This is a genomic window from Neobacillus sp. OS1-2 (genome assembly GCF_030915505.1).
In the GTDB taxonomy this organism is placed as follows: domain Bacteria; phylum Bacillota; class Bacilli; order Bacillales; family Cytobacillaceae; genus Neobacillus.
In genome coordinates this window covers 1,036,441-1,062,333 of sequence record NZ_CP133265.1, presented here as the reverse complement: position 1 = coordinate 1,062,333, position 25,893 = coordinate 1,036,441, and the positions used below count along the sequence as shown (strand labels likewise).

The 25,893-nt window shown below is 41.1% G+C and carries 24 protein-coding genes and 1 pseudogene; 13 read left to right on the top strand and 12 right to left on the bottom strand.

What is annotated here, in order from left to right; all coding sequences use genetic code 11:
- Window positions 1-311 precede the first annotated feature (311 nt).
- Entirely contained in the window at window positions 312-1,559 is a 1,248-nt protein-coding gene (locus RCG19_RS05515) for an MFS transporter (protein ID WP_166239563.1), read from the top strand.
- Window positions 1,560-1,575: 16 nt separating this feature from the next.
- Window positions 1,576-2,187 carry an undecaprenyl-diphosphatase gene (locus RCG19_RS05510; protein ID WP_308109977.1) on the top strand — a complete coding sequence of 204 codons (612 nt, stop codon included), beginning with the start codon at window positions 1,576-1,578 and terminating at the stop codon, window positions 2,185-2,187.
- Between the two features lie 44 nt (window positions 2,188-2,231).
- On the opposite strand, the gene arcC is transcribed toward RCG19_RS05510, so the two are convergent.
- From arcC to argR, 8 genes are all read right to left on the bottom strand, one after another.
- The gene (gene arcC / locus RCG19_RS05505) at window positions 2,232-3,194 is read right to left on the bottom strand and encodes a carbamate kinase (protein WP_308110937.1); all 963 of its coding nucleotides are present in this window, start codon (window positions 3,192-3,194) and stop codon (window positions 2,232-2,234) included.
- 281 nt (window positions 3,195-3,475) lie between these two features.
- On the bottom strand, window positions 3,476-4,876 hold the full coding sequence (arcD, locus tag RCG19_RS05500; protein ID WP_308109976.1) for an arginine-ornithine antiporter: 1,401 nt from the start codon (window positions 4,874-4,876) through the stop codon (window positions 3,476-3,478).
- A gap of 145 nt (window positions 4,877-5,021) precedes the next feature.
- Complete coding sequence (locus RCG19_RS05495; RefSeq protein WP_308109975.1) at window positions 5,022-6,512, bottom strand: YfcC family protein; 1,491 nt, start codon at window positions 6,510-6,512, stop codon at window positions 5,022-5,024.
- Between the two features lie 24 nt (window positions 6,513-6,536).
- On the bottom strand, window positions 6,537-7,880 hold the full coding sequence (locus tag RCG19_RS05490; RefSeq protein WP_308109974.1) for a M20 family metallopeptidase: 1,344 nt from the start codon (window positions 7,878-7,880) through the stop codon (window positions 6,537-6,539).
- Window positions 7,881-8,073: 193 nt separating this feature from the next.
- Complete coding sequence (gene argF / locus RCG19_RS05485; protein WP_308109973.1) at window positions 8,074-9,084, bottom strand: ornithine carbamoyltransferase; 1,011 nt, start codon at window positions 9,082-9,084, stop codon at window positions 8,074-8,076.
- A gap of 26 nt (window positions 9,085-9,110) precedes the next feature.
- Complete coding sequence (gene arcA, locus RCG19_RS05480; protein WP_308110936.1) at window positions 9,111-10,379, bottom strand: arginine deiminase; 1,269 nt, start codon at window positions 10,377-10,379, stop codon at window positions 9,111-9,113.
- Between the two features lie 308 nt (window positions 10,380-10,687).
- Window positions 10,688-11,386, bottom strand: a complete 699-nt coding sequence (locus tag RCG19_RS05475; RefSeq protein WP_207627526.1) for a Crp/Fnr family transcriptional regulator — start codon at window positions 11,384-11,386, stop codon at window positions 10,688-10,690.
- A 23-nt stretch (window positions 11,387-11,409) separates the two neighbouring features.
- On the bottom strand, window positions 11,410-11,862 hold the full coding sequence (argR, locus tag RCG19_RS05470) for an arginine repressor (protein ID WP_166239551.1): 453 nt from the start codon (window positions 11,860-11,862) through the stop codon (window positions 11,410-11,412).
- A gap of 525 nt (window positions 11,863-12,387) precedes the next feature.
- Between argR and RCG19_RS05465 the strand changes: the two genes are divergently transcribed.
- The gene (locus RCG19_RS05465) at window positions 12,388-12,870 is read left to right on the top strand and encodes an NUDIX hydrolase (protein WP_308109972.1); all 483 of its coding nucleotides are present in this window, start codon (window positions 12,388-12,390) and stop codon (window positions 12,868-12,870) included.
- Between the two features lie 504 nt (window positions 12,871-13,374).
- Here RCG19_RS05465 and RCG19_RS05460 read toward each other — a convergent pair.
- Both RCG19_RS05460 and RCG19_RS05455 read right to left on the bottom strand, forming a co-directional pair.
- A complete protein-coding gene (locus RCG19_RS05460) occupies window positions 13,375-14,019 on the bottom strand; it encodes a DUF2085 domain-containing protein (protein WP_308109971.1) in 645 nt (214 codons plus the stop codon).
- A 124-nt stretch (window positions 14,020-14,143) separates the two neighbouring features.
- A complete protein-coding gene (locus RCG19_RS05455; protein ID WP_308109970.1) occupies window positions 14,144-14,365 on the bottom strand; it encodes a hypothetical protein in 222 nt (73 codons plus the stop codon).
- Between the two features lie 330 nt (window positions 14,366-14,695).
- Here RCG19_RS05455 and RCG19_RS05450 point away from each other — a divergent pair, with 330 nt between their 5' ends.
- From RCG19_RS05450 to RCG19_RS05440, 3 genes are all read left to right on the top strand, one after another.
- Entirely contained in the window at window positions 14,696-15,706 is a 1,011-nt protein-coding gene (locus RCG19_RS05450; protein WP_308109969.1) for a polysaccharide deacetylase family protein, read from the top strand.
- A gap of 79 nt (window positions 15,707-15,785) precedes the next feature.
- The gene (locus RCG19_RS05445) at window positions 15,786-16,796 is read left to right on the top strand and encodes an AI-2E family transporter (protein ID WP_374049579.1); all 1,011 of its coding nucleotides are present in this window, start codon (window positions 15,786-15,788) and stop codon (window positions 16,794-16,796) included.
- An 80-nt stretch (window positions 16,797-16,876) separates the two neighbouring features.
- Window positions 16,877-17,110 carry a hypothetical protein gene (locus RCG19_RS05440; RefSeq protein WP_308109968.1) on the top strand — a complete coding sequence of 78 codons (234 nt, stop codon included), beginning with the start codon at window positions 16,877-16,879 and terminating at the stop codon, window positions 17,108-17,110.
- Between the two features lie 70 nt (window positions 17,111-17,180).
- Here RCG19_RS05440 and RCG19_RS05435 read toward each other — a convergent pair whose 3' ends face one another.
- On the bottom strand, window positions 17,181-17,888 hold the full coding sequence (locus RCG19_RS05435) for a DNA alkylation repair protein (protein ID WP_308109967.1): 708 nt from the start codon (window positions 17,886-17,888) through the stop codon (window positions 17,181-17,183).
- 158 nt (window positions 17,889-18,046) lie between these two features.
- Here RCG19_RS05435 and RCG19_RS05430 point away from each other — a divergent pair, with 158 nt between their 5' ends.
- Complete coding sequence (locus RCG19_RS05430) at window positions 18,047-19,021, top strand: cation diffusion facilitator family transporter (RefSeq protein ID WP_308109966.1); 975 nt, start codon at window positions 18,047-18,049, stop codon at window positions 19,019-19,021.
- Between the two features lie 76 nt (window positions 19,022-19,097).
- A complete protein-coding gene (locus RCG19_RS05425; RefSeq protein WP_308109965.1) occupies window positions 19,098-20,099 on the top strand; it encodes a DUF3231 family protein in 1,002 nt (333 codons plus the stop codon).
- Window positions 20,100-20,198: 99 nt separating this feature from the next.
- On the opposite strand, the gene RCG19_RS05420 is transcribed toward RCG19_RS05425, so the two are convergent.
- Window positions 20,199-20,711: an acyl-CoA thioesterase gene (locus RCG19_RS05420; protein ID WP_308109964.1), complete on the bottom strand. Its 513-nt coding sequence runs from the start codon at window positions 20,709-20,711 to the stop codon at window positions 20,199-20,201.
- A 121-nt stretch (window positions 20,712-20,832) separates the two neighbouring features.
- Here RCG19_RS05420 and nadE point away from each other — a divergent pair, with 121 nt between their 5' ends.
- From nadE to RCG19_RS05395, 5 genes and pseudogenes are all read left to right on the top strand, one after another.
- Window positions 20,833-21,654, top strand: a complete 822-nt coding sequence (gene nadE / locus RCG19_RS05415; protein ID WP_308109962.1) for an NAD(+) synthase — start codon at window positions 20,833-20,835, stop codon at window positions 21,652-21,654.
- A gap of 238 nt (window positions 21,655-21,892) precedes the next feature.
- Window positions 21,893-23,318, top strand: a pseudogene (locus tag RCG19_RS05410) (amino acid permease).
- A 153-nt stretch (window positions 23,319-23,471) separates the two neighbouring features.
- Complete coding sequence (locus RCG19_RS05405; RefSeq protein ID WP_308109961.1) at window positions 23,472-24,296, top strand: amino acid ABC transporter substrate-binding protein; 825 nt, start codon at window positions 23,472-23,474, stop codon at window positions 24,294-24,296.
- Window positions 24,283-24,981: an amino acid ABC transporter permease gene (locus tag RCG19_RS05400; protein ID WP_308109960.1), complete on the top strand. Its 699-nt coding sequence runs from the start codon at window positions 24,283-24,285 to the stop codon at window positions 24,979-24,981. The genes RCG19_RS05405 and RCG19_RS05400 overlap by 14 nt, the downstream gene beginning before the upstream one ends.
- A gap of 15 nt (window positions 24,982-24,996) precedes the next feature.
- Entirely contained in the window at window positions 24,997-25,731 is a 735-nt protein-coding gene (locus tag RCG19_RS05395; RefSeq protein WP_166239711.1) for an amino acid ABC transporter ATP-binding protein, read from the top strand.
- Window positions 25,732-25,893: the final 162 nt, after the last annotated feature.

The following is a 25,893-nucleotide window of genomic DNA, read 5'->3' as shown; positions in this document are numbered from 1 at the left end:
TTTTTTTATTTCCCTTTTTTATTGGATTTTACGGCAACTTATGATGCCTAAACTTACCCTGTATGAAAAAGCTTGATTTACGGCTTAAAATCATTTAGAATTAATCTTACAAAAAACGGAAGGGTGACCTTGGAACGATGATCTTATAATCCTATTTCGTATGAAAAAAAATACAATCTTTTTTTCTGAATAGGATTAGTCTGTACTTTTATACAAGTCGATAAGATCAAAGTATCCCATAAGGGGTATTTTTCCGCCTTGAAATTGTATTGTACTGCCTCCTGTCCAGAAGATTACCAGGAGGTTTTTATATGGAAAATAACGTAACACAAACAGCTCCATCAGGAGGCTTATTTCACAATCGAGTCTTTCTCGCCATTATTATGTCAGGATTATTTCTTCAGGTTGGTATTTGGGTTCGAAACTTTGCCGTTCTTCTATTTGTAATGGATCAGACCAATGGCGATGCCTTTGCCGTTTCGATGATTTCAGTGGCAGAATTCGCACCAATCTTTATCTTCTCCTTTATTGGCGGAACCTTTGCCGACCGCTGGGCGCCGAAAAAGACAATGGTTTGGTGTGATGTCCTGAGTGCAGTATCTATTTTTCTTGTGCTGATTACACTCGTTTTCGGTACATGGAAAGTCGTTTTTTTCGCGACGTTAATCTCAGCTATCCTGTCACAATTCTCCCAGCCATCAGGGATGAAATTGTTTAAAATGCATTTGTCCGCGGATCAAGTACAGCAGGCGATGTCCGTCTATCAAACGGTCTTTGCAGTATTTATGGTTTTAGGCCCGGTGATTGGAACGTTTGTCTTTCAATCGTTTGGAATTGATATCTCGATCACCATTACTGGTCTCGCCTTCTTACTTTCAGCTGCAGCACTCGGATTCCTGCCAAAGGATCGCCCATTAGAAGCAGTTGGGGAATCAAGCCTTTTGCAGGAAATGAAAAGTGGGATAAAGTATGTTCTTGGAAAAAAAGAATTGAGCCTATTAGGTCTATGTTTCATGGCTGCTGGGCTTGGAATTGGTTTCATTAACCCGTTATCCATTTTTCTCGTCACCGAACAACTTGGCTTGCCGAAGGAAAATCTTCAGTGGCTGCTAATGGTCAATGGTGTCGGGATGATTATCGGTGGTGCTGTGGCAATGATTTTTGCAAAAAATGTGGCGCCGCAACGACTGCTTGTGTTTGGAATGCTGGTTAATGGGATTGGTATTGCGGTCATGGGCTGGTCAACAAACGTAACGATCACGTTAATTGCTGAATTCTTTAACGGCCTGATGATGCCATGTATCCAGATTGGAATCAATACATTGATTTTGAAAAGGACGGAAGAGGCCTTTATTGGCAGGGTCAACGGGATCTTAAGCCCGCTATTTGCAGGATCAATGGTCATCACGATGAGTGTGGCCGGTGTAATAAAAGAGAATTTTTCATTGGAAACCACATTTGAAGTATCGGCGATTCTTTTTATCATCGGTGTACTCGTTATCTTGCCGATCTATAATCAGAAACAACAATCAAAAACTGAAGTTCTTGGTTCAAAATAGCAGGAGGTTGTAATACATGTCTTTATCGCAAGTAAATATCGATGCCTTTCGTGCAATCAATAATTTAGGAAAAGAATACGATTCATTAAACCCAATCGCCATCTTCATGGCAGAGTATATGTTGTATATTCTGGTTATTGGATTAGTAGTATATTGGTTCACCCGAACTAACAAAAATAGAAGGATGGTCATCCAAAGTGTGCTTGCTGTTGCGATAGCTGAAGTCCTTGGGAAAATCGCCGGGAGCTTTTACGCGCATAACCAGCCTTTTGCAGTCCTGCCGCATGTTAACAAGTTAGTTGAACATGCAGTCGATAACTCGTTTCCGAGTGACCACTCGATCCTGTTCTTCTCCATCTGTTTTTCGATTTGGTTAGTCAGGAAGAAAGAGGGATGGATCTGGTTAGTTGTAGCCGTCTTTGTGGCTATCTCCCGCGTTATGGTTGGTGTCCACTATCCTGGCGATGTGCTCACTGGCGCTCTATTGGGAGTGGTAGCAGCAATCGTTTCCTATTGGCTCGTTCCAAAGCTCAGCTTTGTAAACTCAGTCCTATCAAAATATGAAAAAGTAGAACAATCCATACTGCCTATAAAAGCAAAGACGAAAGATCAGTCCAATCATTTTTAATAAACAAAACCTCATTGAACTAGATTCAATGAGGTTTTGTTATGTTATGCGAAAACTGCGGCACCTTGTAAACTGACGACAGTTCCTGCTTTTCCAAGGGCTGCGTTTAAGGCTTGGTCGAGCGAGGTAATAATGGTTTTCCGTTCAGGGCTCGTTTCGGCAAAACTAATGGCTGCCTCCACTTTTGGGAGCATACTTCCCGCCGCAAAATGTCCGCCTGCAATATAACCCTGCAGTTCTTCAATACTGACTTCCTCTAATTTTTTCTGGGTTGGTTTATTGAAATCAATGTAGACATTGTCAACGCCAGTCAGGATTAATAAGGCATCTGCATCGACAAGCTCCGCAAGCTTTTGCGAGGCGAAGTCTTTATCAATCACGGCTTCGATGCCAAGTAGGCCTTCGTCCGTTTCAATAACGGGAATGCCGCCGCCGCCGACAGAAATGACGATGTTTCCTTGCTCAACTAGGGAATTGATAACTGCATGCTCGCGAATGCTCACTGGCTTTGGTGATGGAACAACCCGGCGCCAGCCTCGGCCCGCATCTTCTTTAAAACAGGTATGTGTTTCTTCCATGATTGCCGTTGCTTCTTCTTCGCTATAGAAAGGACCAATTGGCTTGGTTGGGTTTAAAAAGGCAGGGTCATTTTGATCGACAACAACGCGAGTTACAACGGTCACGACATTTTTTGAAATCCCGCGTTCCTTCAAAACTTTATCCATCGCATTTTGCATCCAATAACCGATCATCCCCTGGGTCATGGCACCGCAAGTATCAAGTGGCATCGCCGGGTTTTTTACAGAATCAGCCGCGGCCTGTTGCAATAAAACATTTCCGACTTGCGGACCATTTCCATGTGAAATAATGATATCAATTCCTTGTTCAATGAAATCAACTAATTGCCGTGCAGTTGTTTCAAGTGCCTGCTGCTGTGCCTTTGCAGAAGCATCTCCTGATTGAATGGCATTCCCGCCTAAAGCAATAACCACTTTCTTTGACATAATCTATTTCTCCTTTATTTATATTTCTTTTCTTATCTTATCCCTATTGTAAGTGGTATCCTCATTTCCTTTTGTTAGGGCTATAACAAGTAAACTGTTAAAATCATTACGTTTTTTTGGTTCTTCTATAAGCCTGAATGCATATTTATGTACCAAATCCCATGAATCATGATTTTCAAGCAGCAACAAGTGAATAACCAGTGGATGTCACATAAAATACAAAGATAATGTTCTAATATTCAAAAAAACACAAAAATAGAAGGCTGGCGCTGTGCCAGCCTTGTTTAGATGGTAATTTTTCCAACTGCCAGCAGGTAAATTGCCACAATCGCCAGTAGAACAATGATCAAGGCCCAGACAAGTTCAAAGCGTTTAAATGGTTTTTGCTTTAATTCTTTTTGGGCATATAAATAAACGAAGATCCCAAGCGAATACAAAATCGCCGTTAATAATAAGTAGCCGGTTCCTGCGGCATACAGGATCCAAACACTATAGATAGAAGCAAGGAGTCCAATTGCCATTTGTCCCAGTTGTTTATGCTCCCAACTATATTTCACTTGATACAGGGCGGAGAATAGATAAGGTACTAGAATGGCCGAACTAGCCATGGAAAAGGCAAATCGATAAGGCTTTTCTGAAACTAATAAGGTTAGCAGGAAGAGTTGGATTAAGATACCGGTGAAAACCAAAGAGTTCTTTGGGACGTTATGTTTGTTTTCCTTAGCGAAGATCTTTGGAAAAGTTCCATCCTTTCCGGCTAAATAGGGAATTTCCGCCGCGAACAGGGTCCAGCCTAAGAGGGCGCCTAATAATGAGAGCATCAGTCCTATATTAACAAAGGCCGCACCCCATGGACCGACAATGCTTTCTAGTACGTAAGCCATGGAGGGACTTTTTAATCCGGACAGCTCCTGCCTGGTCATCACCCCTAATGATAATAACGAGATGAGAATATAGATCGTTAAGGTTGAAATAAGTCCAATAATCGTTGCTTTGCCAACATCCTTTTTATTCCTCGCCCGGCTTGATAGGACCACGGCACCTTCAACACCTGTAAATACCCACAAGGAGACAAGCATTGTTCCTTTCATCTGTTTCATCACGTCGGAAAAATGATAGGTGTTGCCGCCCCAGAAGTCGATTGTAAAGGTATCCCATTTAAAAGCAAAAATGGCAATGATGATAAACAGGAAAATGGGAATAATTTTCGCAATGGTAACCACGATATTTACAAGGGCCGCTTCATGAACACCACGTAAAACAAATAAAATCAAAACCCATAGGAATACGGAAGCCCCAAGAACAGAACTAAGATTCCCGCCTGTAAATACCGGAATAAAATAGCCAATTGCACTAAAGAGAAGGGTTAAAAAGGCAATATTGCCAAGCCATACTGACAGCCAATAACCCCAGGCAGAATTAAACCCCATGTAACTGCCAAAGCCGGCTTTGGCGAAGCTATAAATGCCACCCTCTAAATCGGGGCGCTTATTGCTGATATGATGGAAGGAAAATACTAAAGAGATCATCCCGATTCCGGTAATAATCCAGCCAAGGATGATCGCGCCGGCATTGGCGCTTGAAGCCATGTCGGTGGCAAGATTAAACCCACCCCCGCCAATTTGTGATCCAATGACTAAGGAGATTAAAGCAAATAATCCGAGCTTGCTATCTTTATTGTCCATATAAACCATCCTTCTACTGGGAGAGACTTTATTGTTAGTCTTATGATTGCTATTTATTTCTTCTTAAATACTATAAGATTTTTTAACAAAAAGAGACCAACCGCCGCTTAGCGAGTTGATCTTTTCTGTGGCTCTATATTTACGCTTAGCTCATCATGGCAGCGATGCTCATGATCGCCATAACCATGACTGATAACGCTACCACCAATTTCCAAACATGTTTAAGATAGGTGCTATAGGGAATCCGCGCAATGGCAAGTGCGCCCATGATAACGGCACTAGTTGGTGTAAGCAAATTGATAATCCCGGAAGCACTTTGGTATGCGGTGATGACTAAATCACGTCCGATGCCAGCAAAGTCTGCTAACGGTGCCATAATTGGCATCGATAGTGTTGCCAGTCCTGATGTTGATGGTACTAGGAAGGACAATGGCAAGTAAAATAAGAATGATAGATTCGTAAATAGGATAGACCCCATATTATCGAGCATGCCTTCGCCCCAATGAAGGACGGTTGCTGTCATTCCGCCAGCATCCATGACGACCGTGATTCCGCGGGAAATCCCAATAATAATGGCAACACCCAATAAATCACGGGCCCCGTTAATGAAGGTACTGGTGAAATTCTCTTCGCCCATTTTGAAAATAAAGGCGATGATGATGGAGGAGGTTAAAAATAGCATCGTTAATTCTCCGAACCACCAGTCACCAAGTGGGATCATACCGCCAAGTAATTTGCCGATGAATGGAATTTTTCCTAAAGCATTCACCAAATCTTCGAATATAGTAATATTAAATTTATAGGCCCATGGAATAACCCCTAAAATCATCACGACAAAGGTTAGCCCGAAAACCGAAAGAACAGCTTTACGGCGGCCAGTGAATTCAATATCCTCTGTCTTTTGCGTTAAGAAATGCTTCTCATTTTCTAACTTCATATTGGCAATCAATGATTTAGATGGATCGTCTTTAACCTTTTTGGCATAACGCATGACAAACAAAATCGTTACGATTAAGGTAACAACAAGGATAACCAGGCGTAACCCCATCCCGTCTCCGATGGAAACCCCGGCAAATCCCGAAGCAATTCCTGTTGCAAACGGATTAACAGTGGAACCTAAACAGCCGATACCGGCACCTAAAGCGATAATGGATACGGCCGTTAACGCGTCATAGCCCGCTGCGATTAAAACAGGGATAAGAATGGGGTAGAAAGCGATCGTTTCTTCAGCCATCCCGTAAGTTGAACCGCCGATAGCAAATAATATCATCAATATCGGTATCAGCCATTGCTCTCGGCCCTTCAATTTTCTAATGACGCGAGAAATCCCGGCATCGATTGCTCCTGTTTTCATAACAACCCCAAGGAAGCCTCCAATGACTAGGACGAATAGGGCAATATCTTTGGCATCAAAGAACCCGTTGATGGGGGCATTTAATACCTCCCATACCCCTTGAGGAGTTTGTTCTTTACCAGCTAACTGGTGATAGGTCCCGGATACAGGAATTTCTTGCTGTGTTGCTTTGTCTACCTTTGTTTCATATTTTCCTCCTGGAATCGCCCAGGTTAATGCCGCAATGATCACAATAATCAAGAATAATAACGTATAGGCAGTAGGCATCTTGAATTTTTTCATAGGAATTCCCCCATAAAATTAGTTTTAACGGGTTAAATGGTAGATGGCTTTGGCGTAAATGTGCATCGCCTTAAACATTTCCTCAAGCTCAATGTGTTCGTTCGGCTGATGCTCCGTTTTCATTTGCTGTGGGAAAATAGCTCCAAAGGCAACAAAGTTGTTCATGGCTCTAGCATAAGTGGCCCCGCCTGACGAGATGGGCTCGGAAACGAGATCACCAGTTACCTCTTGATACACATTCATTAATGTCTGAATTAAGAAGTGTTCCTTCGGCACATAGATTGATTTTAAATAGTCGAACTCTTTGTACTCTAATCCGTATTCCTTAGCAATTTGTGTGAGTGTATTTACAATCACTTGTTTATCGGCTGTCACCGGGATACGAATATCAACCGAGAGCCTCTCGATTTCCTCATTTAACTCTATTTTTCCAACATTGAATTTCAATTTTCCGGATGCTTCATCTTCGCATTCGTCAAAAATCTTCATCGCAAATGGATCCTCTTCGACCATGTCATTAATGAATTCAATGATTTTGGAAGTGTAGCCGATGTGCTTTAATCCGATTAAAAGGCGATTAATGGCGTTGATCCCTTTTTCAGTTACTTGGGCATGTACCGCTTTACCTAGTACATTCACATTATCGTTGGTTGCTTCATAAGCGAACCCAAACCTATCCAATGCAGCCTTCAATTCTTGTTGTTTTTCACCCGTATAGGTTGCCATGTCGGGCACCGCATTAAAGGCATTGCCAGCTTGCAGTCGAAGTTTTGTTTCATTTTTCCCTTCTAAATGAAGCTGGAGCAGTCCTTTTTCAGCGTAAACAAGCGGGAAAACGGAGTCTGGAGCAAAGCCCATGCTTGGAATTTCCTCCAATTTGCAATAGCGGTTCATGCAACGCCACAGTGTTTCTTCATCTGTTCCAAAAATAAAGCGGACACGTTTATTAAAATTTATTCCAAGATTCATTAACGCTTTCGTAGCAAAAAGGGCGGCAAGTGTCGGACCCTTGTCATCCTGTGTCCCTCTGCCAAACATGTTTCCGTCGATGATGGCTGCTTGAAAGGGAGGTGTTTCCCATTCTTCGCTGCTTCCGGGTGGAACGACATCAAGATGTCCAAGAATACCAATCATTTCTTCGCCGGCACCGATTTCAGCATAGCCGTAATATCCCTTTGGATCGTAATAGGTGCGAAATCCCAGCTGATCGCAAATCTCTAGAGTCTTTTTCAAGGCTTGGTCAATGTGTTTTCCGAAAGGGGTATCCTTGTCGGTTTCATTTATCACACTTGGGATCTCAATTAGCTCGATTAACGATTGATGGAAACCCTTCTCTATTTTGCGGAGTTCTGGAATTAAATGGTCCATACTATTCCTCCATTTCACAGTTATTTTAGCTGTCTTTGCTTACCAATCAAATATTCGGGAGTTCAATGAGCGAATTTCACAGTCCAATGAGCGAATTTCGGTATTCTATGAGCGAATTTTGGCCTCCAATGAGCGAATCTAATTTAGAAAGAGGGGAGAGGCGAATACTCCGCATCTTCCCCACGGTAACCTCTTATTCTAAGTGACCAAGTGTTGCTGCCATCACCGCTTTAATCGTATGCATTCTATTTTCAGCTTGATCAAATACCTTTGAATGCTCGCCGCGGAATACTTCGTCAGTTACTTCCATTTCAGCAAGCCCATGTTTTTCGAATATGTCCTTCCCATAGCTTGTTTCCTGGTCATGGAAGGCAGGGAGGCAGTGCAGGAATATCATGTTGTCATTGCCTGTCATTTTCACCATGTCCATTGTCACTTGGTACGGAGAGAGAAGGGCGATCCGTTCTGCGAACTTCGATTCTTCGCCCATTGACACCCACACATCGGTATAAATGACATCTGCACCTGAAACACCTTCTTCAACATCAGCGGTAACCGTTACACGTCCGCCTGATTTTTCGGCCAACTCACGAGCCAATTCCACGATTTCCGGTGCTGGGAACAATGATTCAGGTGCACAAATTCGAACGTCCATACCAACAAGGGCACCGCCAACGAGCAGACTGTTGGCTACATTATTTCTACCATCACCAACATAGACGAATTTAATTCCTTCGAGGCGGCCAAAGTTTTCTTTTACGGTTAAGAAATCAGCAAGTGTCTGGGTTGGATGCCATAAATCGGTTAGACCATTCCAAACCGGCACTCCCGAATGCTCCGCTAGCATTTCTACCTTTTTGTGCTCGAAGCCACGGAACTCGATGCCGTCAAACATGCGGCCCAAAACCTTTGCGGTATCTTCCACCGATTCCTTTTTCCCAAGCTGAATATCATCTTTTCCTAGATATTCAGGATGCGCCCCTAGGTCGGTACAGGCTACCGTGAAAGCACAGCGTGTGCGAGTGGATGGCTTTTCAAAAAGCAGCGCAATGTTCTTTCCTTCAAGATGACGATGGGTAATTCCATGCTTTTTCTCATCTTTTAATTTCATCGCTAAATCGATCAAATAAACAAATTCCTCTTTTGAAAAATCCTTTTCGCAAAGAAAGCTTTTCCCATTAAATTTCGGTGCAGTCATTAACATATTGATCATTCTCCTTTTTGTTAAAATTATTTGTGTAAATCCTCTCTGACAATCGGCATGCTCATGCAGCGTGGGCCCCCACGGCCACGGGATAATTCCGAGCTTGAGATTTCAAGGACCTCTATACCGTGCTGACGTAATAAATCATTGGAGATGTAGTTCCGGTCATAGGTGACAACGACGCCTGGTGCAATCGCTAAAGTATTGGAGCCATCATTCCATTGCTCACGAGAAGCTGCGATTTCATCACCACCGCCGCATGGGATTAAAATCAATTCATTTAATCCTAAAACCTCTTTTAAGGTTTCTTGAAGATTTGTACGATGTGTGATCGTAACGTGCGCATCATCTGCACCTTTTTCCAGAATATATACATTCATATTGCCTTGTGGTCCTTGTATTTCAGGGTGGATGGTGAATTTATCGTAATCTACCATCGTAAACACTGTATCAAGATGCATAAAGGCGCGACATTTAGGAATTTCTACAGCAACTACTTTTTTAATAGTGTCCTGTCTCTTAAATAAATTTAGCGCTAATTTTTCAATCGCTCGTGCAGATGTACGGGCAGAAACGCCAATGGCCACTACTTCATCATTTAGTACGAGTTCATCACCGCCTTCAATCGAGAAGCCAAAGTCACGGTCTAACCAAACAGGAACATTGTGTCTAGCAAATCGTGGATGATGGTTTATAATGTATTGCATGAATAATGATTCACGCCTTCGTGCCGGTTCCCTCATTCGGTTAATCGATAAGCCGTTTCCGATACTTGCTGCAGGGTCACGGGTGAAATAAAGGTTTGGCATCGGGTCAAGATAAAATGGATAGTGATCCTCCATCAATTCATAAAGGTGCGATTTTTTCTCGGGTTCTATCTCTCTCTTAAGAATCCCGCTCATCACTTTGTCAACCATGTCTGCCGTCGAAAAAGATAGAAGATATTCCTTTAATACACTGGCTGCACCGTTGACATTAGCCTTGCTTTCTCGTAATATATCATCAACAAATTGTTTTTTTATCTCTACATTACTTAAGGTTTCGACAACCAACTTTTCGAGGTATAGGACTTCTATGCCTCGGTTTTTTAATGTCTCGGCAAAATAATCATGCTCTCTCTGGATAATCGGTAAATAAGGAATATCATCGAATAAAAGTCGTTGCAGGTATTCAGGTGTTAGATTCTCTACCTCTTTACCAGGCCTCTTGAGTAAAACGGTTCTTAAACTACCGATTTCTGAGGTAACATGGATCGGGTGCTTTAATTGATTTTGTATATCCTGGGGAGTAGTCATTTCTGTTATACTGCTCATCTTTCTTCCTCCTTTATTTAATCTATCCTTGCTACACCTTCATTCTAAGCGATGTAACCCCTTTCCTTTGTAAGCATCCTTACAATCAAAATGTAATAATCTTAACGCTTTTTTGTCGAAAACATAAATGGAGTTGTATAAATATGTATACTTTTATGCAAAAAGGTCTTTTCGATAGGAATTGCCTGAATAATGGCTGAATGACATAATAAGTTCACAGATAAAGTTCTAAAATTAAGAAAATTATCGAGGCAAAATAAAAGACCGACCCAAAATGGAGTCAGCCTCGTTTATAGTTCATTAAAATAATCCGGTTGATGGATTCTCAGTTTTTTGGAAGTTACCGAGAGGATCTTTTCTCTTTTCAACTGATTAATCAGCAAACTAACGGTTTCCCTGGTTGTTCCAGATATCTTGGAAATATCAGCTGCTGTAAGGGGACAAGGAATCACAATCTCACAGCCATCCTTCACGCCTAGATCTTCCATTAAAAATTGAATCGAATGCAAAACCCGTTCCTGGGCATGCGGGATGAGGATTCGCTGTACACGTTTTTGATGTAGGTTGAGAATATCTGAGAGTTTCGAAATAATATAGAGTAATTGCTTGGGATTCGACTTAAGCAGTTCCTCTACTATATGGGTTTGAATGAAGTACAAATGAACATCGGTCACGGCGATGGCGGTATCTTGGTAGACCTTATCCTTAAAAATCCCGCCAGTGGGAAACATTTGATTTTTTTTAATAACGTCTAAATAAAGCATACTGCCCTCTTCACTGGCACGTTCAAACATCACATACCCATCGAGCAGAAAAAAGATTTTGTCGCGCGGGTCACCCTGCATAAACAGACATTGGTTTTTCTTGTAGCTGCGAAAATAAAAATAAGGCAGGTATTTTTTCAATGTTTTAGCTGAAAGGTTGGAAAAAGTATCGAATTGTTGTAAATCCGCAAGTACATCCATATTGATCACAGCTGAGTTGAGCATGATTATCTCTCCCTTTCGTGTGATTATTCTTGATATAAATCGATCTTTTGTTTAATGTCAACTGCCTCTTTAGGGGAACGGCAAATAATTAAACACGTGTCATTCCCGCAAATCGTTCCCGCTTTCCCATCAATCTCCATCGAATCCAGCAATGCTCCAAACGCATGGGCATGTCCAGGCAGCGTTTTAATGATAACGAAATATTGAATGATCTCCATACTAACAAGGGCATCCCGCAATTTATGGCGCAGCTTTTCAGAAATTAAATGATCCTGATCTATTTTAAAACTATACTTCTGACTCCCATCTTTGGAAGGGACCTTAATCAACTTCAACTCGCGGATGTCTCTAGAGATTGTTGCTTGTGTCACCTGTAAGCCACTGTCAAAAAGCCATTGCCCGAGTTCTTCCTGTGTCTTTATCTCATGTTCAGAGATAAGTCTTGAAATCGTTTGCAATCTCATCTCTTTATTCATCTTCCATACTCACTTTCTTAAGAGTTCCTTAGTTACATCATATTGCCAATTACAAGTAATTGGTATGTATAAAAAGTGAACATATTTTATCAATGGTATGTATAAATAATGACAAATTTAAAAACGATGAAAAAGTAAAAAGGCAGGAAACCATTCTTCAGGCTGTCAAAAAACTTTCGATAGTCATATATTTTATTTTCTTTATGGCTGTTTTCGTAAAGGTTGTTGCTAATGACCAGAGTGGTTGATTTCCGCTCCAGGATGCTCGCTTTCCGCGGGGCGGGCGGTGAGCCTCCTCGGCGCTAGAGCGCCTGTGGGGTCTCACCTGTCCCGCTGATCCCGCAGGAGTCTCGCACCTTCCGCTCCAATCAACCGCTTTTTATTATAGTTTTTTTTTATTACCTACCGTATTTATCCTTTTCTAATCCATAAGACCATCCCTCGTGATTCAAGCTGGAGCCTTTTTGCTGTTTCTGGTTCGTAAAGTAGAAATAAATAAACATTTGATAAATAGGAGGGGGAAAAGTGGGGTACATCACTGAATTACGAAAATATATCGGTAGTAGACCAATTATAAGTGTTGGAGCAACGATACTTGTTATAAATGAGAAAAAGGAAATTCTTTTTCAACATCGCTCAGATACATTAGATTGGGGCTTACCTGGCGGTTCAATGGAACTAAGTGAAACTTTAGAAGAAGCTGCTTCTCGTGAATTGAAAGAAGAAACGGGACTTGTAGCGAATCAGTTTGAGTTAATAGGTGTTTTTTCTGGTCCACGTTTTTATTTTCAGTATCCAAATGGTGATGAAACATATAGTGTAATTAACCTATTTCGTGCAAAAAATGTATGTGGAACATTAGAAATGAATGATGGGGAGAGTCTTAGGCTTAAGTATTTCAGTAAAGATAATCTTCCGGATAACATTGAAAAAAGAGCAAATGAATTAATAGAAAATTTGGGACATAAATTGTGGAATTTAGATAGCTCTTTCGTAGCATATGTTTAAGTCAACATGCTTTACTTTTATGAGATAAATTAAGGATCCGATCTGAGGTTATCAATTATCAACAATATTATCTAACAGAGATTAACTCTAAAAAAAATTTTTGCACCTATTGATGAACTTGTTCTCAAAGCGGTTACTTGTAGGATGAATGCAAGAGTACTAGCTATCCCTACTGCAGCCTGCTTAAATATAAGGATTGCCACACAGTTAACTATACCTAAAAAGGTGTGTAGCATTTCTTTTGGGTGATTGTCCCCTGTTGATTGGAGCGGAAGGTGCGAAGACTCCTGCGGGAGTACGGGGCAGGGGAGACCCCGCAGGAGCGAAGCGACGAGGAGGCTCCCCGGCACGCCCGCGGAAAGCGAAGCACCTGGAGCGGAAATCAACAGGCCCTGTCGCATTGACTTTCCCTAAAAAACCAGTATTTTAGTCCAGACAAAATGAAAATTTACCTTGTTAGATAATCTGGTGACAGGAAACCTGTCCCAATTTCGTCTATGAGTCTTACAAGTAAGAAAAGGCATAACCGTGTAAGAGGGAAAATAAAGAAAGAAACACGATCCCACTAATAATGGAAAGAGCCCACTTTAGACCAATGCTGCTAGTTTGAATCCATGAAAAAATAAATGACGATAATAAGCAGAACCACATGATAATGGTAAAGATGATCAAGCTATCAATAACGAAATAGGGGAGCAGCCCCCAATAAACTAAAACACTTAGGATACTGCCTAGAAGCATTGGCAAAAGTACATCTTTCCTGCACGTTACAACCGGCTCGCTTTTGTTTTGCAAGGCAGCAGCGGACAACAGCGGATAAACAAAATAAGGTAAAACAAATCCAAAGCTGGTGCCTGACACCAACCTTCTCAGATTAGTACTCCTAAATAAATGGGCGTAAGACCCAAAGCCGTCGACTGCCATTGGCACCATAAATAATAGAAGAAACAAGCTCGTTTTTATAGTAGGAATCGTCATTTTCTTCCTTCGCTTAAACAGATGTAAATATGCCAGTGTTGAAATGACACCGATATAAATACCGGTATCACGGGCACAAACGGACAATGTTTCACCAGAAGCAAGAAGTGATCGTTCTTCTAATTGGTGGCAGATGGCTCTTCCGAAGAAGTGCAGCACTTCTTGTATCAACACGAATCACTCCTATGACAATGAACCCAATTCATTCACCTGAATTGGGTTTCTTGCCTTTAATAAAAGAAAATGAAAAGGTTCACTTTGAGGAATATCCAGCTCAAGAAGCCCTCCGCTTTTACTAATACCCCGTCATAACTGCGGGGACAATCGAGAAGGCAGAAAGTGCAAACCAACAAATACAGCTTAAGACTGTTACAGCAATGGCAATAATTAAACAGTTTTTGCCGACCACTTTCTTTTCAAGATCGTGATCACTCATCCAAATAATTCCTAAGATAATGCCAACAATTGGAATAAAAATCGATAAGATGTAAAAGAGTGCTTTTTGCCCACCAGACACAAATCTCACCTCCGGGATACGGAAAATCCGCCTCAATGATTTGTATGTTACTAAGTCATAGAATTTGCCTGTACCTCTTTTGGATATTTCTGATTAATTTTTTTCGCTAGCCCCTTTTTTCATGTTTTTCCTGTTATAATGAATTGGTAAAAAGTTGCAATTCTCACATTGGCACGAAAATTATAGATTTTTGTCAAACGATGCTGTCGGATTTACTAGTAATATCCATTGATTTTAATAGAATTGTAATATTTTTAATAGATTTGAAACAATTTAGCCATAAATTCGTCTATAATGGAGGAAGGAAAATACAACAAAGAGGGAGAAGCAATGAGGAAACAAAAGAGCGGATGGTCAAGAGGGACAGTCATTGTCATTATTGCTATTGGGTTCTTATTTACAGGGGTATTTTTGAGCAATTATTTTTTTGCGAAGGCAACAGGCCAATCTAGCAATCACTCAAAAAGTGAACATATAAAGCGTGCCGCAGCAAAAGGGCCAACAACAGGTTCAATTGCCATGAACACAAAGGACTCAAGATTGGAAAAAGAACAGATGCAAAAACAGCAGGATCAAGCAGAAAGTTGGAGAAATAAGCAAGAACAAGTGCCTGATACGATTCCACCTGAAACAAGCAAAGAACCACCCGCGACACAAGAAACAGGAACTCCCCAGACACCCGAAAATGAAACAACTGGGGACCAGCAGGAGCAAAATAATACGCTGCCACAGGGGAACAACAAGACGATTTATTTAACCTTTGATGATGGTCCGGCACCATTTTCCGCTGAAATCATCGCACTTCTAGAGAAATATCAATACAAAGCGACATTTTTTATGATAGATGGGAATATTCGCAGATATCCTGATGCAGTCAAATTGATGGTACAGAACGGGGAAACAGTGGGTCTCCATAGTGTTTCTCATAACCAGAAAGCTTTTTATGCATCAGTGGATTCGATCATATCGGAATTAACCCAAAATCGGAACACCTTAAAAGAAATTTCCGGGATTGATTCTTATATTATGAGAACGCCATATGGCAGTGTTCCACAAATGACAGTCGAGTACCGGCAAGCTGTTAAGGACCATGGATACTTCATGTGGGATTGGAATATTGACAGTAAGGATTGGTATTATAAGGATGGACGATATGTCACGAGTGTCATTGAGCAATTAACTAAATTGGCAGAACATAATGGTCCAATTGTTATTCTTTTACATGAACGACCGGAAACACTTGCACATCTGCCAGCGCTGTTAGATTATTTACGTGCACAGGGCTTTACAGGTAAAGCAATTGACAATTCGATGACACCTGTCCAATTTAATGCAAGATAGCAAGTTAAAAAGGACAGATTACCTTATCATTTGATATAATAAACATGTATTTACTAGTAAACATAATGGGGTTCGATAATTGCCTATGATAAATAAACTTATGCAAAGCAGCGGATTTAAAAGAATAGCCATTTTTGTGTTCATTGCGATCATTTTATATTCGATGCGATCGATGATTAATTTGATTTTACTCACGTTTATTTTTACGTTTTTAATGGATCGCTTGGTCCAATTTATTGAAAAAAAGGTTCCGCTTAATCGCAGATTGATTGTGGTGGTATCCTACGCCTGTATAGTCGGTTTGTTCTCATATGGGTTAGTGATGTACTTGCCGATGATTGCTGGTGAAATTACTGCGTTGATTAAGCAGTTAACGGCTTTTTACACCACGAATCATGAAAATATTGTGTTGAATTATCTGATGAGCCGCATTGAGGAAAATCAAATTTCTAATTACCTTGAGCAAGGCTTTACCTTTTTAATTAAATATTTTACTGATATAAGTAAAATCACGTTACAAGTGTTATTGGCGCTGCTGTTGAGCCTATTTTGTTTATTAGAGAAACCACGCTTAATTGCATTTACGAAGAAATTTAGAACGAGTAAAATCTCATCTATTTACGTAGAAATTGAGTTCTTTGCTCATAAATTCGTTGGAACGTTTGGTAAAGTAATTGAAGCACAATTAATCATTGCCTTAGTGAATTGTGTTCTTACTACGATTTTCTTGTGGATCTTGGATTTCCCGCAGCTTGGCGGTTTATCGATAATGATTTTTGTTTTGGGCTTAATTCCGGTTGCTGGTGTGATCATTTCGTTAATTCCGCTTGTGATTATCGCCTATAGTATTGGCGGCATGATTAAGGTTCTCTATGTCGGAATTGCGATTGCGATTATTCATGGTATTGAAGCCTATATTTTAAATCCAAATTTAATGAGTTCAAAAACAAATCTTCCTGTTTTTTATACATTTATAGTCTTGATCTTCTCGGAGCATTTCTTTGGGGTGTGGGGGTTGATTATTGGAATTCCCGTATTTGTTTTCCTTTTGGATGTTCTAGAAGTAACGGAGACTAAAAAGGTTAAGTAAATAAGCCTGGTTACTGGGCTTTTTTTTGTTGGCCCATTTCTGCTATGCTAAGTGTATTCATTGATTAGGAGGATTTTTAGATGAGCGAATGCAAATTAGATCACACCCATGAAGATGTAAAAAGTAAATATGATGCCCAAGCAGACTTTTTACCGGAGGAAATGAAACCCTTATTCGATCAGTTTTTCGCCACGGAGCATACTCAAAATCTTTTAAATGAGGTATTTCATCTCTTGAAAAAATATGATTTGGCCTCAGCGGAGGAACAGAATGAACGAAATAATCGGTTATATTTGGTTTTAAGAAACGTATAAGGAATCAGACCGCTGCACACTGGCAGTGGTCTGATTCTGAGTTTTGCTACTTTATTCTTTACATGTAACTTCAACAGATACATGTTTTCTTCTTTACCCCAATCTTATCCCGAAGCTCCATCTTTTTAATATATTCCGTGGCTAAAGGCACCTTACAAGCGGTTTTTCCAACGTCTACATGCACCTTGCCGATCTTTTCTCCTACCCTGGTTGCTTCCTGATGCAAGGCCGTAACATAGCCGCCAACACTAATGACAAAGCCGTTCATTACATAGCGGACCCGGTTTTTTTCTCCATGAATCGTCGTTTCCACCTGATGCAAAAGAGTGCGAATTTCTTCAAGATCTAATTTTTCATCAGGTGTAATCGATAAGTAGTTTGCATATGTACTCCACCCAGCTACTGCCGTCATTTCGATATCCGATTTCATCCAATCTCGAGCCAGTTCGAGTGCAAACGGACTTTCTGCCGCAACCCAGGCCACCGTATATTCAGCAAGCATATACCAGTTGGCATGACTGACCCAATCCTGCAGCGTTTTTTTCGTCATTAATTTTGGGTTGACGGATAATCCAGCTAAATACATGGCGTCGGAATTACCAGTATTGTATAGTGCTAATGCTAAATCTTGATCCTTTTTCACGTACTTTACCAGCTTTTTTAAATCGCCTACCTTCACTCCGAATAACGATCCATGTGCACCATGGTTGATAAATGTCTTCTTGGTTTGTTCCGACCCCAACTCTGCCAGCTTCCACATGATTTCCTCAACCGTCATTTTAATTCCTCCTCATCACTTATCCTAATTTTAACATTCATTATAGCCTGTTGGAAAAAGTCTCATTATGTTATCCCTAAAAAAAGTAATTTTTAATGAAATATGGTATTTTAGAAAATAGTAACTTTAATAAATTTCAAAAAGGAAAGAGGATTCAGGTGGGAGAATTAATACAGCTTTTGAAGCGGGGAAATAAATCGGCCATGCTTGCCGCCATTATTAATACAATTATTTCGATCATTAAAGGTGTAGCCTTTATGTTTACAGGCAACGTTGCGATGTTTGCCGAAACGATGCATAGTCTCGGGGATGCGGCGAATCAGTTTTTTGTGTTTATCGGCTCCGCCTTAAGTAAAAAGGCACCAACGGAGAAATTTCCTAATGGATTTGGTCGCTTGGTTAATTTAGTCCTTTTAGGGGCAGTCTTGATTGTCGGCATTATGGCTTTTGAAACGATAAAAGAAGGCTGGCATCATACTATCCATCCGACAAAGTCTGGCGGGTTTTTAATTAATATTCTTGTTCTAGCTGTGTCGACGATGCTTGAAACGGTTGTCTTGTTTAAGGCAATGAAAGAAATTTTACATGATATTGACGTCAAAGCAAGTGGTTTGAGTGTGTTTACAAAAAGCTTTGCAAATTTGGGTAGAGCGAAGCCGGCGACGAAGCTTGTGTTTATGGAGGATCTTGTGGCTTCCGCGGGTGGGTTACTAGCAATCCTTGCTGTCGTGATTGCTCACTATACAAACATTCATCAATTAGAGGGGATTGCCTCAATGTTGATTGGCGGAATGATGTTCTTTGTAGTAGGAAAGGTCTTTTTAGACAATGCTGCCGGGGTGATTGGTCAGGCGGATGAGGAGATGGAAAACATAATTGGGACGATGGTTATGGCAGATCCTGATGTTAAGGATATTCAAGACATCACCGTCATTAAAGAAGGAGAAGACTTGCACGTAGAATTGGAAATTGAGATCGACCCAAATCTAACAGTCGCTGCGGCCGATGATATTAAAGATCGACTGGAAGAAAAAATCATGGCGGAAAAAGGGGTTGTGGATGTCACGATTGAGATTGATGAAGAAGATGGTGTGATGACGTGGAAAAGCCGCGGTGAATCGCCGGCAGAATAGATTGAAGGAATTTGAATAATTTGTTCCATTGCTAGGTAATCTATCCCTAAAGTGTTTTTAGTAGGAGGATTTTTTCGTGGCAGTATATAATAATAGACTATCTAGTGCAGAGATTGGTGGTTTATGGGCAACCTATCTGCAGGAAAATATGGCTGTTTGTTTAATTACCTATTTTCTCCACCACAATCAAGATGAAGAGGTAAAAAAGATCTTACGGCATGCCTTTGATATTTCCGATGGTCATGTAAAGCAAATTACGACTATTTTTACGGAGGAAGGCATCCCCATCCCTGATGGATTTACGGAAAAGGATCTGGATTTGACAGTGCCGCCATTATTTTATGATATGTTCGGCCTAAGCTTTATTTATTCGATGTCGCGTATGAGTATGATTAGCACGGGATTTATTACCACAAGTGTTGTACGTAAAGATATTCAGGAATTATTTGTAAAAATGATTCAGGAATTTTCGCTGTTATATAAGGAGTCTACAACCATAATGCTTTCAAAAGGAATCTATGATCGCCCGCCGATGGTTCCTTATCCTAAAGAAGTGGAATACGTAGAAAAACTTTCTTATTTAAGTGGTTTTGGGAAAAAGCGACCATTAAATGTCGCTGAGATAACCGAACTTTTCTTCAATACGAAACGGAATTACTTTTCGATTTTATTATGTATGGGTTTGCTTCAGGTGGTAAAAGACAAGGAGATTCATTCATATATTGAAGAGGGTAAAAAGATTTCGGAAAAACAAATTAAAACGTTTAATGATATATTCATGAAGGAAGAACTGCTTGGTAATATTTCGACCGATATGGAAGTGACGGATTCAACGGTTTCACCTTTTTCTGATAGGCTTGTGGTCACACTGTTTCATTCGTTAAACGCGATTGATATTACGTTGATTGGACATGCATTATCATTGTCCATGAGAACGGACCTTACCGCTTATTATCAGAAGTATATTGTAGATATTTTGGTTTACTCGGCAAAGGGTTTTGATATTTTGGTTGACCGTGGTTGGGCGCAAGAACCGCCCCATGCACCTAGTAGAAGAGATCTTCAGCGTTTGAAATAGGTTCGCACTAACATGTGCGAACCTTTTGTGTCTTCAAATACAAGAAAAAATAAAGTTCGGCCTTGAGAATTGTCCAGCTCCAGGCGCCTTCCGCTTTTCTTATTCCCAAGGCTTATGAGTAGTAAAAACCATCGCTAACTCTTTACTGCTCTTTCGATGCACTTTTCGTTTCTCCGCTCGTTCCTTACCGGTTTCATGAAGCTTTTTCTCTTCGTCGGTTTCAGGGATGATGCCAGGAACCTTTGTTGGCTTTCCATTATCATCTAACGCGACAAAGGTTAAAAAGGCAGTAGCGGCAATTTTTCGATCACCGGAAATGAGATTTTCTGCAATAACTTTGACGAAAATCTCCATGGAGGAAGAACCCGTCGATGTAACAAAGGTTTCAATGCAAACAGAGTCCTTTGGTGTGATTGGACTCAAGAAATCGACAGAATCAATCGAGGCTGTTACACATTCCGCTCTAGAATGCCTTACTGCCGAAATAGAGGCAATCATATCAATATCGCTAATTAACTTCCCGCCAAACAAAGTATTATGATTATTTACATCGTTTGGAAAAATCCTGCTCGTTCTCACAACTCTTGATTCATTACATGTTTTTGCTTCCACTATGAATTCCTCCTATAGTTACCTGTTTTTAGTTTACCCAGATGTATTTGTTTGATTTAGTGAAATAGAGGCTTTTGTGGTACATTACATTTATATCAATAAGTGGTAGGGGGATCAATTAATGAGCTTACAAGCACAGATTATGAAGGATTTACATGTCAAATCAAATATTCAGCCGCAAGAAGAAATTCGAATGCGAATTGACTTTTTAAAAAATTATCTGTTAAAAACGAAGGCAAATGGGTATGTATTAGGTGTCAGTGGCGGACAGGACTCGACACTTGCGGGTCGTCTGGCACAAATGGCTGTGGAGGAATTGCGGGAGGCAGGAACAGAAGCCTTGTTTATTGCGGTTCGACTTCCCTACGGCGTTCAACAGGATGAGGAAGATGCGAAACTGTCGCTAGCTTTTATCCGAGCTGATCGTGAAACAAGCTTTAATATTAAAGCAGCTGTCGATGAGGTGCAAAGCGAATATGACCAGAGTTATGATGGCAGCCCGTTAAGCGATTATCATAAAGGCAATGTCAAGGCAAGGATGAGAATGATTGCTCAATATGCCATTGGCGGTATGGAAGGACTGCTTGTGATCGGGACAGACCATGCGGCGGAGGCGGTTACCGGCTTCTATACAAAGTATGGCGATGGCGGAGCTGACGTCCTGCCATTGACAGGCTTAACGAAACGGCAGGGCAAAGCATTGCTGAAAGAGCTGGGAGCAGATGAACGTTTATATTTAAAGGTTCCGACAGCGGACTTGCTTGATCAGAAACCGGGGCAAGCGGATGAAACTGAATTGGGGATCACCTATGATGAACTTGATGATTATCTCGAAGGTAAACCTGTTTCCAAAGAAGTGGCGGAAAAGGTTGAAAAACGCTATCTCCTAACGGAACATAAGCGGAATATGCCTGCCAGTTTGTTTGATGAATGGTGGCAATAAAATCGAGTACAATGGGAGATTACTTTTGAAAAAGGGTAATCTCTTCTTTTTTACGTTTCAATTGCTAGGTAACCCTTTGAGGTTACTAATTATTTTTTGTCCGGATATTTTAGTTCTCTAATACTTTATCACGATAAAATTTTCCATTGACAAAGAATTGCTCCAGGCGTATCCTAGTTACATAATTAGTATATGGAAATCATAAAAAGAGAGAGTTGCAGCGAGAGGGGTTCTCACAATGGGGAAAACAAATCAATTAGGATTTTGGATATTAACGGCACTCGTCGTTGGCAATATGGTTGGTTCAGGAATTTTTATGCTGCCCAGGTCATTATCAGAGGCAGCTAGTCCGGCAGGGGTGATTATGGCTTGGCTATTGACAGGCTTAGGTGTTTTAATGATTGCCCTTGTGTTTGGTAATTTAGCGAAGCGTAAACCAGGATTAACCGGCGGCCCGCAGATTTATGCGAAAGAACTTTTTAAATCAGGTTCACAGGCATCTATCCTATCAGGATTTATGTCTTCTTGGGGATACTGGATTGGAAATGTTGCCGGGATTGTGGCCGTTATTACCACCTTCGCAAGCTACTTATCCACGTTCTTTCCGATACTAACAAGTAAGACCCCGTGGTTTACCATCGGCGGTTTCACTCTTATGGTTGGCAACGGACTAACGTTTATTGTTTGTTCGCTGATGTTATGGGGGATTCACTTGATCATTATGCGCGGGATGGAAGGGGCCGGCAAATTAAATTTTGTGGCAACAGCGGCAAAAGTCATCGGCTTCTTCTTGTTTATCCTCATCGGTTTGTTCGCGTTTGAAAAAAGCAATATTCTCCCGTTCGTAGCCGTTAGGGCAGATGAGGCAGGACATGCCCTCGGGATGATGTCGCAAGTGAATAATGCAGCGGTGAACACATTATGGGCATTTATTGGTATCGAGACCGCGGTTGTGTTTGCCGGCCGTGCAAAGAAACAAAATGATGTTAAAAGAGCAACAATCCTTGGTTTATTTATAGCCCTTGCCATCTATATGGGGATCAGCACCCTTGTGATGGGGATGTTAGATCAAAATACGCTTATCCACTCTGACAAACCGATGATTGATGCGATTCAATCTGTTTTAGGACCACTTAGCGGCAAGGTGTTGGCGGCAATCGGCTTAATCAGTCTTTTTGGCTCAACAATCGGCTGGGTAATGCTAAGTGCGGAAGTGCCGTATCAGGCTGCAAAACAGGGAGTATTTCTACCGGTTTTCTTAAAAGAAAATAAGAAGGGCCTGCCATCGTTTTCGCTTCTACTGACAAGTGGAATTGGCCAGTTGTTTATTTTTTCAACGGTTTCAAAGTCGATTTCTCGGTGCATTTGATTTTATTATTCTGATTGCTACGCTGGCTTATTTAGTGCCTTACTTTATTTCATCTATTTACCAGCTTAAATTGGTTATAGCCGGTGAAACGTATCAGAGCGTTCGTTCCCGGGTTATAGATGGTGTGGTGGCACTGCTTTCCACCATCTATTCAGTTTGGGTTATTATTGCCGGAACCGCGGACACCAAAACGTTCACGTATGGCATTATCCTGATCGCTAGCGGCATTCTGTTTTATGGGCCGCTAAGGAAAAGGCGTAAAAGAATCGATCAAAAAGAAGCTCTTACCGCTTAACCTATCAGATCCTCTCTGATAGGTTTTTATTTTTTATAAAAGGGTAAAATAAACCTAGTCTTTTTGAAATATATCTTTTGACAGGATGTTAGGGATATTATATGATGATTAAATCCAAGAAGAACAATCAGAATTAGGGGGTTTACATGTAACATGAAAAAACTAACGGTTATTTTTGCCTTATTATTAAGCTTTATGGTTGTAATGTCAGCATGTGGTAAGGATGATAATGCTGAGAAAAAGAATGATAACAAAACAGCTGAAAAGGCTGACAAGGATTTATTGGCGAAGGTAAAAGATGAAGGAAAACTTGTCATTGGGACAGAAGGTACATACTCTCCTTTCACCTTCCATGATCCAAGCGGAAAGCTTACCGGATTTGATGTAGAGCTTGCCGAAGAAGTAGCAAAACGTTTAGGCGTGAAGGCAGAGTTCAAGGAAACACAATGGGATGCCATCTTTGCCGGACTTGATGCAAAGCGTTTCGATATGATTGCCAACCAGGTGGGAATTCGCCCAGACCGCCAAGAAAAATATGATTTCTCTGATCCGTATATTACGTCTGCGGCTGTTCTAATTGCTTCAAAGGACAATGATAATGTGAAATCATTTGAGGACATGAAGGGGTTAAATTCAGCACAATCGTTAACAAGTAACTATGCAGATATTGCGAAAAAGAACGGTGCCAATATTGTGGGTGTCGATGGTTTCCAACAAGCGGTTGAACTGCTTGCGCAAAAACGTGTTGACGTCACGGTCAATGATAAAATTGCCTTTTTAGACTATACAAAACAAAAGCCTGATGCACCAATCAAGATTGTGGCTACAGCTGATGATGCGTCGACAAGTGGCTTTATGTTCAGAAAGAAAAATGACACTCTTGTAGATGCTGTTAATAAAGCATTGAAAGACATGGTCGATGATGGCACATACAAAAAAATCTCTGAGAAATGGTTTGGTGTAGATGTACTTAAATAGTATTTTTGCTGACCCGGAACGAGATTCAAGACTGATTGATATCGCCAAAACCTCCCTCCAGCCGATGCTGGAGGGTGCTATTATGAACACGATTCCCTTAACACTTATTTCGTTTATCATTGGCATTATTCTGGCTGTACTGACAGCCCTAGCCCGGATTTCCAATGTGAAGGTATTTCAGATCATCGCAAGAGTGTATGTTTCAGCCATCCGCGGTACGCCATTACTAGTGCAATTATTTATTATTTTTTATGGCCTTCCCAATATTGGGATAACGATTGATCCGTTTCCGTCTGCTGTCATTGGCTTTTCCCTAAGTGTTGGTGCGTATGCGTCTGAAGTGATCCGTGCTGCCATTCTGTCGATTCCAAAAGGGCAGTGGGAAGCTGGTTATTCGATTGGTATGACCTATACACAGGCATTAAAACGGATTATTTTGCCACAGGCTGCAAAGGTATCAATCCCGCCATTATCGAATACCTTTATTAGTCTTGTCAAAGATACATCACTAGCGTCACTTGTGCTTGTAACTGAGATGTTTCGCCGTGCCCAAGAAATTGCGGCAACCAATTATGAATTTTTGTTGGTCTATATCGAAGCGGCCCTCCTTTATTGGATAATCTGCTTTTTCCTTTCCATGATCCAAGGATTTATGGAAAAAAGATTGGATCGCTACGCATCATAGTAAGGGAGTTTTATGATGATTTCAATTAAAGGTTTATATAAACAATTCGGCCAATTAGAAGTTTTAAAGGGAATTGACCTTGAGGTGGAAAAAGGAAAAGTAGTGGTTATCATCGGTCCATCCGGTTCCGGGAAGACCACCATGCTCCGCTGTTTAAATGCGTTGGAGGTGCCTACCAAAGGGATGATTTCGATTGAAGGTCAAAGTTTGGATTTTTCAAAGGCCGTCCCGAAAAAGAATATTACTTCCTTCCGCCGGTTAACGGGAATGGTCTTTCAAGGGTACAATCTTTTTCCACATAAAACGGCCCTAGAAAATGTCATGGAAGGCCCAGTGATTGTTAAAGGGGAAAGTAAAGAGGCGGCACGCAAAAATGCCTCGGCACTTTTAGAAAAAGTCGGTCTTGGTGATAAGCAGGATTATTATCCTGCCCAGCTTTCAGGCGGCCAGCAGCAGCGTGTCGGGATTGCCCGGGCGCTCGCGATGGAACCGGAGGTCATGCTGTTTGATGAACCGACATCTGCCCTTGATCCCGAGCTTGTCGGCGAGGTGTTAAAAGTAATGAAGGATCTTGCCGCTGAAGGAATGACGATGATTGTCGTGACCCATGAAATGCGCTTTGCCCGCGATGCTGCCGATGAGGTCATTTTTATGGATCAGGGTGTCATTGTCGAACGAGACAAGCCAGCAGAGATATTCACCAATCCAAAGGAAGAACGAACAAAGAAGTTTTTGAATATGATTCAGTAAGGTGCTGTAGCTCATGGGGGCTATGGCATTTTTTTTGTGCCTTTCCACGGGAAGAAGTTTAAGTGAGTTACTCTATGTGACCAAGAGGGTTGTTGGCGGTCACGTAGAAAGGGTCTACGTGACCGCATGAGAAAAATTCAGCACAAACGGTAAATGAAAAGG

Bases quoted from the DNA above. Each gene is read 5' to 3' on its own strand.
- RCG19_RS05515 (WP_166239563.1), top strand. From the start codon at position 312: ATGGAAAATAACGTAACACAAACAGCTCCATCAGGAGGCTTATTTCAC.
- RCG19_RS05510 (WP_308109977.1), top strand. From the start codon at position 1,576: ATGTCTTTATCGCAAGTAAATATCGATGCCTTTCGTGCAATCAATAAT.
- arcD (WP_308109976.1), bottom strand. From the start codon at position 4,876: ATGGACAATAAAGATAGCAAGCTCGGATTATTTGCTTTAATCTCCTTA.
- RCG19_RS05495 (WP_308109975.1), bottom strand. From the start codon at position 6,512: ATGAAAAAATTCAAGATGCCTACTGCCTATACGTTATTATTCTTGATT.
- RCG19_RS05490 (WP_308109974.1), bottom strand. From the start codon at position 7,880: ATGGACCATTTAATTCCAGAACTCCGCAAAATAGAGAAGGGTTTCCAT.
- argF (WP_308109973.1), bottom strand. From the start codon at position 9,084: ATGTTAATGACTGCACCGAAATTTAATGGGAAAAGCTTTCTTTGCGAA.
- arcA (WP_308110936.1), bottom strand. From the start codon at position 10,379: ATGACTACTCCCCAGGATATACAAAATCAATTAAAGCACCCGATCCAT.
- RCG19_RS05475 (WP_207627526.1), bottom strand. From the start codon at position 11,386: ATGCTCAACTCAGCTGTGATCAATATGGATGTACTTGCGGATTTACAA.
- argR (WP_166239551.1), bottom strand. From the start codon at position 11,862: ATGAATAAAGAGATGAGATTGCAAACGATTTCAAGACTTATCTCTGAA.
- RCG19_RS05450 (WP_308109969.1), top strand. From the start codon at position 14,696: ATGAGGAAACAAAAGAGCGGATGGTCAAGAGGGACAGTCATTGTCATT.
- RCG19_RS05440 (WP_308109968.1), top strand. From the start codon at position 16,877: ATGAGCGAATGCAAATTAGATCACACCCATGAAGATGTAAAAAGTAAA.
- RCG19_RS05435 (WP_308109967.1), bottom strand. From the start codon at position 17,888: ATGACGGTTGAGGAAATCATGTGGAAGCTGGCAGAGTTGGGGTCGGAA.
- nadE (WP_308109962.1), top strand. From the start codon at position 20,833: ATGAGCTTACAAGCACAGATTATGAAGGATTTACATGTCAAATCAAAT.
- RCG19_RS05405 (WP_308109961.1), top strand. From the start codon at position 23,472: ATGAAAAAACTAACGGTTATTTTTGCCTTATTATTAAGCTTTATGGTT.
- RCG19_RS05400 (WP_308109960.1), top strand. From the start codon at position 24,283: ATGTACTTAAATAGTATTTTTGCTGACCCGGAACGAGATTCAAGACTG.
- RCG19_RS05395 (WP_166239711.1), top strand. From the start codon at position 24,997: ATGATTTCAATTAAAGGTTTATATAAACAATTCGGCCAATTAGAAGTT.